The sequence below is a fragment of the Allobosea psychrotolerans genome, assembly GCF_002917105.1.
GTDB lineage: Bacteria > Pseudomonadota > Alphaproteobacteria > Rhizobiales > Beijerinckiaceae > Allobosea > Allobosea psychrotolerans.
On the sequence record NZ_PQFZ01000015.1, the window covers coordinates 62570 to 76526 of the forward strand.

Annotated in this window: 13 protein-coding genes; 11 read left to right on the plus strand and 2 right to left on the minus strand. The window is 65.3% G+C overall.

Annotated elements, in window-relative coordinates; translation table 11 throughout:
• Window positions 1-2: 2 nt before the first annotated feature.
• Together CYD53_RS21620 and CYD53_RS21625 are read right to left on the minus strand one after the other, a co-directional pair.
• On the minus strand, window positions 3-1775 hold the full coding sequence (locus CYD53_RS21620) for a PAS-domain containing protein (RefSeq protein WP_146055966.1): 1773 nt from the start codon (window positions 1773-1775) through the stop codon (window positions 3-5).
• 641 nt (window positions 1776-2416) lie between these two features.
• Window positions 2417-3436, minus strand: a complete 1020-nt coding sequence (locus tag CYD53_RS21625; RefSeq protein ID WP_103720164.1) for an ABC transporter substrate-binding protein — start codon at window positions 3434-3436, stop codon at window positions 2417-2419.
• Between the two features lie 116 nt (window positions 3437-3552).
• On the opposite strand from CYD53_RS21625, the gene CYD53_RS21630 reads away from it, so the two are divergent.
• The 11 genes from CYD53_RS21630 (at window position 3553) to CYD53_RS21680 (ending at window position 13951) form a co-directional block, all read left to right on the plus strand.
• The gene (locus CYD53_RS21630) at window positions 3553-4227 is read left to right on the plus strand and encodes an RraA family protein (RefSeq protein WP_103720165.1); all 675 of its coding nucleotides are present in this window, start codon (window positions 3553-3555) and stop codon (window positions 4225-4227) included.
• Between the two features lie 5 nt (window positions 4228-4232).
• Window positions 4233-5279 (plus strand): amidohydrolase family protein, encoded by a 1047-nt coding sequence (locus tag CYD53_RS21635; RefSeq protein WP_103720166.1) that lies wholly within the window; start codon window positions 4233-4235, stop codon window positions 5277-5279.
• Complete coding sequence (locus CYD53_RS21640) at window positions 5276-6199, plus strand: SMP-30/gluconolactonase/LRE family protein (RefSeq protein ID WP_103720167.1); 924 nt, start codon at window positions 5276-5278, stop codon at window positions 6197-6199. Before CYD53_RS21635 ends, CYD53_RS21640 begins: the two co-directional genes overlap by 4 nt.
• 43 nt (window positions 6200-6242) lie before the next feature.
• Window positions 6243-6953 carry an IclR family transcriptional regulator gene (locus tag CYD53_RS21645; RefSeq protein WP_103720168.1) on the plus strand — a complete coding sequence of 237 codons (711 nt, stop codon included), beginning with the start codon at window positions 6243-6245 and terminating at the stop codon, window positions 6951-6953.
• Window positions 6954-7171: 218 nt separating this feature from the next.
• Entirely contained in the window at window positions 7172-8146 is a 975-nt protein-coding gene (locus CYD53_RS21650; protein WP_103720169.1) for a hydroxyacid dehydrogenase, read from the plus strand.
• A gap of 41 nt (window positions 8147-8187) precedes the next feature.
• Entirely contained in the window at window positions 8188-9195 is a 1008-nt protein-coding gene (locus CYD53_RS21655) for an ABC transporter substrate-binding protein (RefSeq protein ID WP_103720170.1), read from the plus strand.
• A gap of 32 nt (window positions 9196-9227) precedes the next feature.
• Window positions 9228-10232, plus strand: coding sequence for an ABC transporter substrate-binding protein (locus tag CYD53_RS21660; protein WP_181011971.1), 1005 nt, complete (start codon window positions 9228-9230; stop codon window positions 10230-10232).
• Complete coding sequence (locus CYD53_RS21665) at window positions 10232-11050, plus strand: ABC transporter ATP-binding protein (RefSeq protein ID WP_245928369.1); 819 nt, start codon at window positions 10232-10234, stop codon at window positions 11048-11050. The genes CYD53_RS21660 and CYD53_RS21665 overlap by 1 nt, the downstream gene beginning before the upstream one ends.
• Window positions 11043-11930: an ABC transporter permease gene (locus tag CYD53_RS21670; RefSeq protein ID WP_103720172.1), complete on the plus strand. Its 888-nt coding sequence runs from the start codon at window positions 11043-11045 to the stop codon at window positions 11928-11930. Before CYD53_RS21665 ends, CYD53_RS21670 begins: the two co-directional genes overlap by 8 nt.
• Window positions 11931-11991: 61 nt before the next feature.
• Window positions 11992-12960 carry a Bug family tripartite tricarboxylate transporter substrate binding protein gene (locus tag CYD53_RS21675; protein WP_103720173.1) on the plus strand — a complete coding sequence of 323 codons (969 nt, stop codon included), beginning with the start codon at window positions 11992-11994 and terminating at the stop codon, window positions 12958-12960.
• A gap of 76 nt (window positions 12961-13036) precedes the next feature.
• Window positions 13037-13951, plus strand: coding sequence for an amidohydrolase family protein (locus tag CYD53_RS21680; RefSeq protein ID WP_103720174.1), 915 nt, complete (start codon window positions 13037-13039; stop codon window positions 13949-13951).
• Window positions 13952-13957: the final 6 nt, after the last annotated feature.

Sequence of the window (13957 nt, forward strand, 5' to 3'; positions counted from 1 at the left end):
GCTCAGCCTGTTCGCAGCCGGGGTATCGCGGCTGCCTGTTCGGTCCGGTCTTCGATCAGGCTGATCAGGTACTGCGCTCCGTCTTCACCATCCGAAGCGGGAAGATGCCGGATTGCCGCGATACGCTCGCCATTGCCGGGCGTCGTGATCCTCCGGATCGCGACCGTGGTAGCCTTGACCGGCGGGGCCTTGCTGCTGCCCTCGATCGCCTCGGCGGTCTCCTCGCCGAAGACGTCCCTTGCCGTTCGTCCGACAATGTCGGCGCGCGACAGCCCGAACAGGGTTTCCGCGGCCCGGTTGACCAGCAGATAGCGGTGGCTGAGCGCGTCCTTGGCCAGGATGGCCTCGTGCACATTCTCGACGATCGTTCCAAACAAGCGCTCCATGCGCTCCAGCGTCTGCTGAAGATGCTGCTGCTTGGTGAAGTCCTCATGGGTCGCAACCCAGCCGCCATCGGGCGTCGGCTGCTCGAACACGCGGATCTTGCGGCCGTCCTTCAATTCGACATGGCTTACGGACGGTTGGCCGAGCGCGATCCGGGTCAGGATCGTTCTGACGTAGGTTTTGCTGTCTCCGGAAAACAGGCCGGATTCGGCGCGGTATCGCAGTATGTCGCGAAGATTGCAGCTCGAAGCCATGATCTCTTTCGGCAGATTATACATCTTTCGGTAGGATTCGTTCATGAGAATGACGTTCGCGTGCACATCGAGCATGATCAGGCCCTGGGCCATATTGTTGATCGCCGCGATGAGATGGACCTTGTTCTCCTCGAGGTGATCGCGTTCCCGTGATGTCGCCAGTTCGCTCTTCTGGAGCTCACGGATTCGCTCGGTCGTGCTCTGCAGTTGCTGGACAGCCAAAGCGAGCTTGCCGATTTCATCTTTTCTGCCGGCGTACGGGATCGCTGCCAGAGTCTTGCCGGAGGCAATGCTGTCGGTTGCCCATGTGATGGCGAGCAGCGGCTCGATCACCGAGGCCTTGAACAGAGAGGCTGTCAGCCAGGTCAGGGCGATGGCGCCGATGCCGAGGATCACCAGCAATATGGTCGTGAACTCGACCTGCTCTCCCAGCTTGGCGATGGCGTGGGCGCGCTTGAAGTAGACCGTAGCCAGTGCCGCGAGATCCTCGTTCAGTGCCATGCGCACCTGGCGGTTCGCCTCGTTGTCTCCCCATTCGCGACCCGCCGCCTGGCCGATGGTGTTGGCGCGCCGCACGAGCTCCGCGCGGAACCCGATGAACTCGGAGACACGGGTCTTGAAGGCTGCGAAGAGTTCCGTATCGTCATCGCGAACGATGCGCTGCCATTGATCCATGACCTCGGCCAGTTCGCGGTTTCGCTGCAGGAGCGCGTCGCCATAGCGCCTCACGGTCGCCATATCGCTCGACATGTAGATGCCGCGCGATTCCATGACGACGGCGAAGATCAGGCCGTTGACCTTTTCGACGTTGGCGGCAGCCTGTGCCGAAACGTCAAGTTGCCTGTGATAGGCGGATTGTTCGCGGACCGAATAAATCGAAACCGCGACCAGCATCAGAATCAGGATTAACAGACCGGAAAAAGCAGCATAAAACTTTACTTTTATACTGGATTTGTGCAGGCCGTATGGTAATTTATTAGTTAACACAGCCATTACATATGCCTTTTGGCGTCGTCGTTTCGAGATTTGTAGCGTAGAGTGTTGAATTTTTCTTTCGATCCGGCGTTGTTGATGCCTGTTCGATTGAGCACCTCGCGCGGCGGGTGCGCCAATCGGAGGGCGGAACTTGCCGGACAATCACGGCGACGCTATGCCTCGTCTTTCAAAGCTGATCGTCTCGCAACGTCTGCGTCCCGCAAAGCCTTCGCATGCGGCGCAGCTTGAGCAAGCGCCAATCCGGCCTGTCGCGGGACGGCAACCTGCCGACCACTCGCCGAGCTTAAGGACGCGAGTGCAGCCTATGCAGGCAGGCGATCGACACCGCCCCGGGGGAGGCCTCAACCTTCGGGCAAGCGTCAGGACTGACAATCGCCGCGATCAGGGACGTCTCCACAGAACAGGGCTAAGCGAACTGCGAAGACCCTTCAGGACGTTGCGCGTGCGCGCCGCCCGATGGTTGCGCGCGGCCCCAGCAACGCGACGACCGGCGCGTCGGGCGCAGACCAGCCCGGGAGCAGCGGCACCAACGACCCGGCGGCCAGATAAGGTGCGACGTCCTATTCCGATCGAAGGATGACACCCAATCCAGACAACGCCATTTCACGAATGACATCGCCGTCATTGCACCAGAGTACCGGATTGATGCGCACCGTTTCCGGCTTGCCGCTCCCTTTTTGCGAAGCGCCAGAGCGTGACGTCCTCCTCGTTCTCGCGCAGAGCCAGGCGATCATGGCCGGGCAGGTCGCCCGGGCTTGCCGGTGTGGCATCTGCAGAGAATGTCAGCTGCCCTGGCCTGCCGCGACGGGAGTGAAGAACGTGTCCTGCCACTTCGCCGGCGCTGCCTTCAGCAAGCCGGCCTTTGCCATGAAGGTTCCAAAGCGCATCACGCCCTTCGGCTGAACGCCCCATTCCTCCGAGACGCTCGTCAGCATTGTCTCGGTTTCGCCGAGGGCGAGTGAGGATTTCTCGGACTCGAGGAAGATCTCGGCCGCCTTGCGCGGGTTGGCCTTGATGTAGGCCCCGGCTTCGTCGATCGCGGCGACGACAGCCTTGGCCACCTGCGGATTGGCCTCGACGAAAGCGCGCTTGCTGGCGAGGAGGCCGCTGGTCACGCGCTCGCCGAGATAATCGGAGAAGAAGAACAGCCGCTTCACATTCGGGCTCTTTTCGACGATGTCGCTATAGGGGTGCGGCGCGGCATAAGCGCTGATCGTCCCGCCCGTGATCAGTGCCGAGGTTGCGTCAGGATGCGGCAGCTGGATCATCATCGTGTCGAGACGACGCGACTGGCCCTCGCCGAAGGCTTTCTCGGCCGCCATGCGCACGAGCAGTCCTTGCTGGCCCGTCGTAGAGGTCACGGCGATCTTGTCGGTCGGCTTGAAGTCGGCGAGCGTCTTGATCTCGGCTTTGTTGGTGTAGAGCCCGTTGTCGCCGGCGACGAGGGCGGCGAGGCCGCGGATGTCCATCGAGCCGCGCGTCTTTTCGGCAGCGATCAGCATGCCTGGCAGCCCATAGGCACCTATGTCGACGGAGCCGCTGATCAAAGCGTCGTTGATCGCCGGAGCACCGCTGATCTTCTGGATCTTGACGGTGAGGCCGGGCAGCCCCGCGGCTGCGCCTTGCTTGGCGAAGAGGCCGAGCTTCTCGGCCACCGTGACCGGCAGATAGGCGTATCCGTACTGGATCGCCATGGTGATGGTAGCGGCCTCGGCCGCCCGCAAGCGGCGGGGGGCGGCGCTCAGCGCCGTCGCGGCGGCAGCACCTGCAAGGACGGCGCGACGCGAAAAAAGAGCTTGCATGTTTCCTCCCAAAGTTATTTTTGAAACGTCGTTTCAAAAACGCTATGCCGCATTATGGCGCCCTGTCAATCGGCGACGATCACCGGGCACCGCCGAGCGGATCAGGGAGCCAAGGGATGGTCGGATTTCGTGTTCTCAAGCGGCGCCGTCAGGTGTCCGCGGACGTCGTCGAGCGCTTCCGCGCATTGCCGGTCGCCAATATCAGCGACTCGATGTCCCGCATGACGGCCGGCGGCGCGCGGCTGCGGCCGCTGCACGGCGGCGGCGTCCTCGCCGGCCCGGCCGTGACGGTGAAGTCTCGTCCGGGTGACAACCTCATGATCCACAAGGCGCTCGACATCGCCTCGCCCGGCGACGTGGTGGTTGTCGATGGCGGCGGCGACCTCACCAACGCCCTGATCGGCGAGCTGATGATCTCCCACGCGCAGCAGCGCGGCCTCGCCGGCATCGTCATCTATGGCGCGATCCGCGACAGCGCCTGGATCCGCGAGCATGATTTCCCGGTCTTTGCCGCCGGCGTCAGTCATCGCGGGCCCTACAAGGACGGCCCCGGCGAGATCAATGTTCCGATCGCGATCGAGGGCATGGTGATCGCGCCCGGCGATCTTGTGATCGGCGACGATGACGGGCTGCTCTGCGTGCCCTTTGACGAGGTCGAGGCGGTCTATGCCGCTGCCGACGCCAAGCACAAGGCCGAGACCAGGCAGATGACCGCGATCCATGAAGGGCGCAACGATCGCAGCTGGGTCGATGCCACGCTCGCCAGGCTGGGCTGCGAGATCGAGGCCTGATCGCGATGGCCGCGCCGACCCATGTCCCGGTGCGGCCGGCGTGGCTGGCGTTGCGTGATGAGGCGGCGCTCGACCCCGGCATGCCGATCGTCGATGCGCACCACCATCTCTGGGATCGGCCGCATGGCCAGCGCTACCTGTTCGACGAGCTGCTCGCCGACATGGCGTGCGGCCACGATATCCGAGCCACGGTCTTCGTCCAGAGCCGCTCGATGTACCGGCCGGAGCTATCGGAGGAGTTCAGGCCCGTTGGTGAGGTCGAGTTCGCCAATGGCATCGCGGCCCAGGCGGCAAGCGGGCTCTACGGTCGACGCCAAGCCTGTGCCGGCATCGTCGCGCATGCCGATCTGCGGCTCGGTGAACGGCTCGAGCCTGTGCTCGACGCTTTGTCGCGCGCCGGCGGCAGCCGCTTGCGCGGCATCCGCAACCAGACGGCGTGGCATCCCGATCCGGCGATTGCCTCCAATCCCGTGCCGCCCGAACCGGGCGTCATGCGCGACCCTGCCTTCGCGGCCGGCGCGCGGCGGCTCGCGCATCATGGTCTCGTCCTCGACGTCTGGGCCTACCATACCCAGCTCGACGAGGTGGCGGCGCTTGCCGATGCCTGCCCCGAAACCACAATCGTGCTCGACCATTGCGGCGGCCCGCTCGGCGCCGGTCCCTATCGTGGTCGGCGCGCCGAGGTGTTCGCGCAATGGTCGGACAGCCTGGCCGCTCTCGCTCGACGACCGAATCTGCGGGTCAAGCTCGGCGGGCTGGCGATGCGGGTCGGCGGCTTTGATTTCCACGAGGCGCCGCTGCCGCCTTCGTCCGAGCAACTGGCCGAGGCCTGGTCGCCTTATATCCTGCGCTGCATCGAGCTGTTCGAGCCGCGGCGCTGCATGTTCGAAAGCAATTTCCCGGTCGACAAGGGCATGGTCGGCTATGGCGTTCTCTGGAACGGCTTCAAGCGGATCGCGGCGACGTTTTCCGCGCCTGAGCGCGCCTGGCTGTTTCACCGCACGGCGATGGAGGCCTATCGTCTCGACTTATCGCTCACGGAGACAGGCTGATGTTCTTCGCGCCGCCATCCGACGTCGCCACCACCGTGTTCACGCGCTTGCCCGACCGTTTCCGCCAGCCTCGTGCGACGGCCTGGGCCGCGGCCAATCGTGGCGGGCTCGCGATCGATTCCTTCCTCGAAGGCCCGAGCTTCGACCGGCAGGGCCGGCTCTACGTCACCGATATTCCCTTCGGCCGGATCTTCCGCATTTCTCCGGACGGCGAATGGGAACTCGTCGCGGAATATGACGGCTGGCCGAACGGGCTGAAAATCCACCGCGACGGCCGCATCTTCATCACCGATTACAAGCGCGGCATCATGCTCCTCGAGCCCGAGAGCGGCGTGGTGATGCCGTTCCTCGAAACCGCCGCCTCCGAGAGCTTCAAGGGCGTCAACGATCTGGTTTTCGCGCCCAATGGCGATCTCTATTTCACGGATCAGGGCCAGACCGGGCTGCACGACGCCACGGGCCGTGTTTATCGGCTGACGCCCGAGGGACGCCTGGCCCGCCTCCTCGACACCATCCCGAGCCCCAACGGCATCGTCATCGATCCCGGCATGACGCATCTGCTGATCGCGGTGACGCGGGCCCAGCAGATCTGGCGTATCCCCCTCAACGACGGCGGCCTGACGACGAAGGTCGGTGTTTTCGCGCAACTGCATGGCGGGCTCGGCGGTCCCGACGGGCTGGCGCTCGATGCGCAAGGCAACCTGCTCATTGCCCATACCGGCTTCGGCTCGATCTGGCGTCTGTCTCGCACCGCCGAGCCGCAACTGCGCATCCGTTCCTGCGCCGGCATCTCGACCACCAATCTGGCGTTCGGCGGCTCGGATGGGCATGATCTCTTCATCACGGAATCGCAGACGGGTTCGATCTTGCGCGCCCGGCTCGATGTCGCGGGAACGCCCATGTTCTCGCATCAGGATTGACCGCGGCCGTCTGACGGGCTCGGCGTGGCGGAGGCTATGGAAGATGCTCGATAAAAAGGCGAAGGCCCGTCCGAAGCTGGAGGGCGTAGCCTCGGCCGATCGCTTGCTGACGGTGCTGACGGCGTTCCAGCGTGGCGACGACGCGCTCGAACTGACCGAGCTCGCGCAACGCACACAGCTCGTCAAAAGCACGATCATGCGGTTGTGCATCTCGCTCGAGCGCTTCGGCCTGATCGAACGCGTGGATGATGGCCGCTATCGGCTCGGCACCGAGATCGCGCGGCTGGGCTCGGTCTATCTCCAGTCCTTCGCGCTCGAGGCGCATGTCATGCCGGCGCTGGAAACGCTCGTCGCGGCATCGGGCGAGACGGCATCCTTCTACATCCGCCGCGGCGACCAGCGGCTATGTCTGTTCCGCGTCGACTCGCCGTCGCCCCTGCGCATGCATGTGCGCCCGGGCGATCTGCGGCCGATGGATGCCTCCTCGATCGCGCAGGTGCTGCGCCGCTTCGACCCCAATAGCAGCGCCGAGGACAAGGCCGTCGAGATCCCGATCTATTCGAGCGGCGTCACCGATCCGCATGTCGCCTCGATCGCGATGCCGGTGTTCGGAGCCGGCGGTCGGCTCCTCGGCGCGCTCGCGCTGACGGGCCCGGCTTCGCGACTGACTGGCGAGAGCGCCGCAAAGGTCGCTCCCACCCTGAAGAAGACCGCCGGTGTTCTCACGCATGCGCTGGGTGGCGCTCTCGAGTGACATAAAAAAATTGAAACGGCGTTTCATTTTATCTTCCCAGCGCGCGAACGACGTGATAGGTCGTTGCGAATGGGACGGTCCGGCAGGGCTCGTTCCGGCGAAGAGGCGCAGCAAGCGCCCGGTGCTGCAGGGAAGAGACGCCGACGTTTCGCTCGCCGAGTCCGGCAGCGTGGATGGTTGCTCCCGAGGCCGCCGGTGCGCGAGGCGAGAGGGAAGCAATGGCTGCCACGATCATTGTCACGGGAGCTGCGCTGGCGCGGCCGGCCATGGAAACTGCGGAGCGTCGCGGCGCCCGCATCATCACCGTTGCGCCTTACACTCCGCCGACCGAGATCGCCGCGCTGGCCGTCGCCGAAAAGGCTGATGCCATCATCGTCCGCGCGGCCCATGTCACCGAGGACGTGATCAAGGCCGCGCCGTCGCTCAAGGTCATCGTCAAGCACGGCATCGGCGTCGACACGATCGATCTCGCCAGCGCGACGCGCCACCGCATCCCGGTTCTGATCACGCATGGTGCCAATGCCCAGTCGGTTGCCGAGCATGCCTTCGGCCTGATGTTTGCAGTCACGCGCCAGAGCGCCTGGCTCGATGCCCGCATGCGCGCCGGCTATTGGGATAAGGCGTCGAGCTTCGGCAGCGAGCTTTCCGGCAAATCGCTTGGCGTCGTGGGGCTCGGCAGCATCGGCTCGGCCCTGATCGAGCTGGTCCGTCCGCTGCGGATGACCTTGCGCGGTTATGACCCCTTCTTCCGTGGCAAGCTCGACGGCGTCGAGATCGTCGGCGACCTCGACGCCTTGTTGCGCGAGAGCGACATCGTCAGCCTGCATATTCCGCTGACCGCAGAGAACCGGAACCTCTTCGACGCGCATCGCCTTGGCCTGATGAAGCGCGGCGCCATGCTGATCAACACCGCGCGTGGCGGGCTGATCGACCATGAGGCGCTCGCGGCCGCGCTGACAAACGGCGCGCTGGCCGGCGCGGGGCTCGACTGCTTCCCGGTCGAGCCGCCGAAGGAAAACCCGCTCTCCGGGCTGCAGAACGTGGTCATGACTCCGCATATCGGGGCGAATACGCGCGAGGCGGCCGAGCGTGTCGGCGTGCGTGCCGTCGAGCAGGCGCTCGACGTCATCGAGGGCAAGCCCTTCGACCCACGCGCCAATGTCAATCCGGATTACGCGGCTGCTGCTGCCTGAAGAGCGCCCTCGAGGCGCCGCTTTCCGCTGGGAGGATTCCGATGAAGCAGATCTCGCGTCGCGCCGCCTTGACGGGCAGCCTCGCAACCCTCGCGGTCGGTGCGCTGCCGCTCAGGGCACGCGCAGCGACCACCGTGACGATCGCGATGCAGAACGGCATCGGCTATCTGCCGATCATCGTCGCTGATGCGCTCGGGCTTTTCGGCAAGGCGGTCGAGGCTGCCGGCGCGCCGACCACGCAGGTCGTCGTGAAGAAGTTCAGCGGGGCCCCCGCCATCAATGACGGGCTGCTGTCCAACACCATCCAGCTCGGCGCGATGGGCACCCCGGGCATGCTGGTCGCCTGGGAGAAGACGCGCGGGTCCTACGACATCAAGGGGCTGACGCCGCTCTCCATGGGCCGCTACTCGCTCTACACCTCGCGGCCCGAGGTGAAGACGGTCGCGGACTTTCCCGAGACCTCGCGCATCGCCGTGACGGCCCTCAATACCCCGCAGGCGATCCTGCTGCGGATGGCGGCGGAGAAGCAACTGGGCGAGGCCGGGATCCGCCGTTTCGACAAGATGATGGTCAGCCTGCCGCATCCGGATGCCGCGACCATGATGATCTCGGGCTCGGCAACGATCGACGGCTATTTCGCCAACGACCCCTTCATTACCGTGCTGGAAGCCAATCCGAAGCTGCATGTCGTGACGACGTCGGAGGAGATCCTCGGCCATCCCGCGACCAGCGGGCTGCTCGCCACGACGGGCAAATTCGTCTCCGAGCAGCCCGCCATCGCCAGGGGCATCGTCGCCGCCATCGCGCAGGCGGAGGATTTCATCAAGGCGAAGCCCGCGGAGGCCGGTGAGATCTACCTGAAGTCGGAGCCGTTCAACCTGTCGAAGGACGCGCTGACCGCAATGATCCGTGACAACAAATGGTCGACCGAGCCGCACGGCATCATGGCCTATGCGACCTTCATGGCGAAGATCCGCATGCTCAAGAACCCGCCGACCCGCTGGCAGGACACGTTCTTCGCCCCGATCGCGGCCGGCACCGGCGACTGAGGACCGGACGAAAACAACAAGGAGGAACCGGGATGAGGCTGCCATCACGCCGCACCGCGCTTGCTTTGGGAGCCGCCGCCTTTGGCGGGCTCGCCTTGCCGGCGCGAGCGCAAGCCAAGAAGAACATCACCATCGCGATCCAGTTCGGTACGAGCCATCTGGCGACGACGGTCGCCGACAAGCTCGCGCTCTTCGCCAGGCATGCAAAGGACAATGGCATCGGCGACACCAGCTTCACAGTGCAGCGGGTCAGCGGCTCGCCGGCAATCAATGACGGCATCTTCAGCGGCACGCTCGATGTCGGTGCCTACGGTCCGACAGCGCTCCTCGCAGCCTGGCTCAAGACACGCGGCTCCTTCGACATCCGCGGCATCGCCGCCTGCAACGAAGCCGTCTTGACGCTCTACAGCAACGATGCGTCGGTGAAATCGGTCGCCGACATCAAGCCGGAGATGCGCATCGCCGTCACCGCGACGACCGCGCCGCAGGCGATCCTGCTCAGGATGGCGGCCGAGAAGGCCTTCGGTCCGGGCCAGGCCAGCCGCTTCGACAAGCAGATGGTCGTTCTGCCCCATCCGGACGCGACTGTGGCTTTGATCTCGAAAGCGGCGATCCAGCTCTATTTCGCCGCGCCTCCTTTCATCTCGACGCTGGAAGCCTCCGGCAAATGCTTCAAGGTGGTCGATGGCAACGCCATCATCGGACGCTCCTATTCGGGCGCGCTGCTTGGAGCCACGAGCAAGTTTGCCGGTGCCAATCCCGCCGCGGTCGCCACCATCGTCGCGGGCCTGCGCGAGGCCATGGATCTGATCAAGAGCGATCCGGCCCAGGCCGCCAAGCTCTACATGGAGGTCGAGAAGACAGCCTTGAGCCCAGCTGAGGTCGAGGCCGCGATCAGAGCCCAGACCTTCACCGTCGAGCCGCAGGGCATGATGGCCTTCGCCGGCTTCATGCAGCGCAATGGCGAACTCAAGGAAGCTCCGGCGAAGTGGCAGGACGTCTTCTTCGAGCCGGTCAGCAAGGGGCAGGGAAGCTGATGCTCGCCACCGAAAAGATGCCGGGCGTCGCTGTCGGCAGCGGCGTTCAAACCCTGCTGCAGGTCGACGGCGTGACCCTGCAGTACAAGACACGCGACCGGCTGGTGACCGCGACCTATCGCGTCTCCTTCGACGTCAAGGAGCAGGACCGCTTCATCCTCCTGGGCCCGTCGGGCTGTGGCAAGTCGACCCTGCTCAAATGCGTCGCCGGCTTTCTGAGCCCCACCGAGGGCACGATGAAGCTCGACGACCGGATCATCGACCGGCCGGGCCCCGACCGGATGATGGTCTTCCAGGAGTTCGACCAACTGATGCCCTGGCTGACCGTGCTCGACAACGTGATGTTCGCGATGCGCCGTTCCGGCCGCTTCCCGAAGAACGAGATCAAGGACCGCGCCCGCCGCGCCACCGTCAAGGTCGGTCTCGAGCGATTCCAGGACGTCTACCCGCACATGCTGTCGGGCGGCATGAAGCAGCGCGTCGCGATCGCGCGCGCGCTGGCGATGGAGCCGCGCATCCTGCTGATGGACGAGCCTTTCGCGGCGCTCGACGCGCTGACCCGCCGCCGCATGCAGGAAGAGCTGCTTGAGCTGTGGGACGACGTCCGCTTCACGCTGATGTTCGTCACGCACTCGATCGAGGAGGCGATCATCCTCGGCTCGCGCATCCTCGTGCTGACGCCGCATCCTGGGCAGGTCCGCGCCGAGCTGGACGCCACGGCCTACAGCCACGAGCACCAGGGTGACGCCGATTTCATGGCGTTCAACCGCAAGATCAACGGGATGCTCTTCGGCACGCAGGAGACGGCCCATGACTGACGTCACCGCCACGCCGCGCAATCTGCCGCGGCCCGACATCGAGCGCGAGCCGGAAGACATCAGCCGGATCGGCGAGATCAGCCGCCCGATCGGACTGTGGGAAGGCATCTTCGCGATTACGGCCGTGCGTCGCGCGCTCGTGCTGATCGGGCTCGGCATAGCCTGGGAAGTCTATGCCCGCTGGCTCGGAAATCCGCTGATGTTCCCCTCGCTCAGCGACACGCTGTCCGCCTGGTGGGAGGACATGTCATCGGGCCGCCTGCCGGGCGCCGCGGCGAGTTCGCTGCGCGTGCTGCTGATCGGTTACGGCACTGCGATCGTCTTGTCGGCGGTGATGACGACACTGGCTGTCTCGACCCGCATCGGGACCGACCTGCTGGCGACGCTGACGGCGATGTTCAACCCGCTGCCTGCGATTGCAATCCTGCCTCTGGCCCTGCTTTGGTTCGGGCTTGGCACCAGCAGCATCGTCTTCGTCATCGTTCATTCCGTGCTGTGGGCAGTCTCGCTCAACACCTTCACCGGCTTTCTCTCAGTCAGCCAGACCCAGCGCATGGCCGGGCGCAATTACGGACTTGGCGGCCTCAGGCTGGTCATCTTCATCCTGATCCCGGCGGCGTTTCCCTCGATTCTGGCGGGGCTGAAGATCGGCTGGGCCTTCGCCTGGCGCACCTTGATCGCGGCCGAACTCGTCTTCGGCGTCTCAGGCAATGCGGCTGGCCTCGGCTGGTACATCTTCGAGGCGCGCAACGCGCTGGAGACCGCGACGGTCTTCGCCGGGCTTCTCACCGTCATCCTGATTGGCCTGGCGGTCGAAGGCATCGTCTTCCGCTCGATCGAGGCGGCAACGATCCGCAAATGGGGGATGCAGAACCACTGACCGCCCACTGGAGAGGCTGGGCAGCCGGCCTCTCCACAACCAAGAAACGGAGGAAACAATCATGAAGCCAACGCGCATTCTGGCGGCAGCTGTGCTGGCGGCCTTGCTGGCGGGGCCGAGCCTCGCCCAGGATTATCCGACAAAGCCGATCCGGCTGGTCGTTCCCTTTCCGCCCGGCGGCGGCACGGACGTGGTTTCGCGTGTGATCGCCCAGAAGCTCGGCGAGACAACGGGCTGGACCATCGTCGTCGACAACAAGCCGGGCAGCGGCGGCAGCGTGGGCCTGAGCCTGGCCGGCAAGGCGCCCGCCGATGGCTACACCCTGGTGATGGCGCAGAACGCCAATCTCGTGATCAACCCCATCCTCGGCAAGGCGAATTACGATCCGGTCAAGGATTTCGCGCCGATCGGCCTCGCCGCATCGGCGCCGCAGGTTCTCGTCGTCGCCAAGGATTCGCCGATCAAGACCGTCGAGGATCTGCTCGCCGCCGCCAAGGCCAAGGGTGGCAAGCTGACCTTCGCCTCTCCCGGCATCGGCACGAGCTCGCATCTCGCCGGCGAATTGCTGCAGCAGATCGCGCAGGTGAAGTTCCGGCACGTGCCCTATAAGGGCGCCTCGCAGGCCCTCCCCGACCTGATGGGTGGCCGGATAGACGTCTATGTGTCGTCGGTGCCGTCGGTTTCGGTGCAGATCAAGGAAGGCGTGCTGCGCCCCGTCGCGCTGTTCGCGACCAAGCGCGATGCCGAGTTCCCGGATGTCCCGACCTTCGAGGAAAAGGGCATCAAGAACTCCGACGCCGCAACCTGGTGGGGCCTCGCCGCACCGGCCGGCACGCCGGCGGAGGTCATCGCCAGGCTCAACACCGAGCTGAACCGCGTGCTCAAGCTGCCCGACACCCAGGCCAGGCTGCGCTCGGCCGGCGCCGAAGCCACGGGCAGCAGTGCCGAGGCGTTCGCCGCGCTGGTCAAGTCCGACGTGCCGAAATGGACGGCCGTGATCAAGGCAGCCGATATCAAGGTCGCCGACTAGGCCGCACTCCACGGCACGTTCGACCCAACACACGACCGGCGCGCATCGCACGCGCCGGCGATCGGGAGGAGTTTCCATGAGACGTCGTGACTTCCTGGCGGCGACTGCTGCAACGCTATCGACCGCGCCGATGCGAGCGCTGGCCGAGCCGGTGCCGTTTTCGACAGGCACGCAGCCCCCACGGCTCAAATTGCCGGCGCTCGCCTGCGACTGCCATATGCATATCTACGACAGCCGCTTTCCGGCCGCGGCCAATGCCACATTGCGGCCGCCGGACGCCTCCGTCTCCGATTACCGCAAGCTCCAGCGCAGGCTGGGCAGCGGCCGCAACGTCGTCGTCACACCCTCGACCTACGGCACCGACAACCGGGTGACGCTCGCCGCGATCGAGGCGTTCGGTCAGACGGCGCGCGGCATCGGTGTCGTGGGACCGGATGTCACGCCGGCGGAGCTGAAGGCGCTTCATGACGGCGGCATCCGCGGAATCCGCTTCAATCTCGCAGTCGGTGCTTTCCTCAAGCCCGAGATGATCGCGCCAACAGCCAAGAAGATCGCGGCGCTGGGCTGGCACATTCAGGTCAACATGGCCCCGGAGTTGTTGGTCGCGCTCGGCGATACCCTGGCGGAGCTGCCGACGCCGATCGTTCTCGACCATCTGGCGCGCATTCCACAGCCGGCCGGCATCTCGCACCCCGCCTTCGCGGTCGTGCGGCGCTTGCTCGACAAGGGACATGGCTGGGTCAAGCTGTCGGGTGCGTACATCTCCTCGGCCGATGGCTCTGCGGACTTCGCCGATGCCGGCGCCGTGGCGGCCGCCTTCGTGAAGGCGGCGCCCGAGCGGATGCTCTGGGGAAGCGACTGGCCCCATCCCACCAAGACCGACAAGCCCGACGACGCCTTCCTGCTCGATCTCGTCGGCCGCTGGGCGCCCGAAGAAGGCACCCGCCAGCGCATCTTCGTCACCAACCCCGCAACGCTGTTCGGCTTCTAGCCGCGA

What these genes read in the sequence shown, in the direction of transcription:
- CYD53_RS21675 (WP_103720173.1), top strand. Translation starts at nt 11,992, where the DNA reads ATGAAGCCAACGCGCATTCTGGCGGCAGCTGTGCTGGCGGCCTTGCTG.
- CYD53_RS21630 (WP_103720165.1), top strand. Translation starts at nt 3,553, where the DNA reads ATGGTCGGATTTCGTGTTCTCAAGCGGCGCCGTCAGGTGTCCGCGGAC.
- CYD53_RS21625 (WP_103720164.1), bottom strand. Translation starts at nt 3,436, where the DNA reads ATGCAAGCTCTTTTTTCGCGTCGCGCCGTCCTTGCAGGTGCTGCCGCC.
- CYD53_RS21665 (WP_245928369.1), top strand. Translation starts at nt 10,232, where the DNA reads ATGCTCGCCACCGAAAAGATGCCGGGCGTCGCTGTCGGCAGCGGCGTT.
- CYD53_RS21645 (WP_103720168.1), top strand. Translation starts at nt 6,243, where the DNA reads ATGCTCGATAAAAAGGCGAAGGCCCGTCCGAAGCTGGAGGGCGTAGCC.
- CYD53_RS21680 (WP_103720174.1), top strand. Translation starts at nt 13,037, where the DNA reads ATGAGACGTCGTGACTTCCTGGCGGCGACTGCTGCAACGCTATCGACC.
- CYD53_RS21660 (WP_181011971.1), top strand. Translation starts at nt 9,228, where the DNA reads ATGAGGCTGCCATCACGCCGCACCGCGCTTGCTTTGGGAGCCGCCGCC.
- CYD53_RS21670 (WP_103720172.1), top strand. Translation starts at nt 11,043, where the DNA reads ATGACTGACGTCACCGCCACGCCGCGCAATCTGCCGCGGCCCGACATC.
- CYD53_RS21655 (WP_103720170.1), top strand. Translation starts at nt 8,188, where the DNA reads ATGAAGCAGATCTCGCGTCGCGCCGCCTTGACGGGCAGCCTCGCAACC.
- CYD53_RS21635 (WP_103720166.1), top strand. Translation starts at nt 4,233, where the DNA reads ATGGCCGCGCCGACCCATGTCCCGGTGCGGCCGGCGTGGCTGGCGTTG.
- CYD53_RS21650 (WP_103720169.1), top strand. Translation starts at nt 7,172, where the DNA reads ATGGCTGCCACGATCATTGTCACGGGAGCTGCGCTGGCGCGGCCGGCC.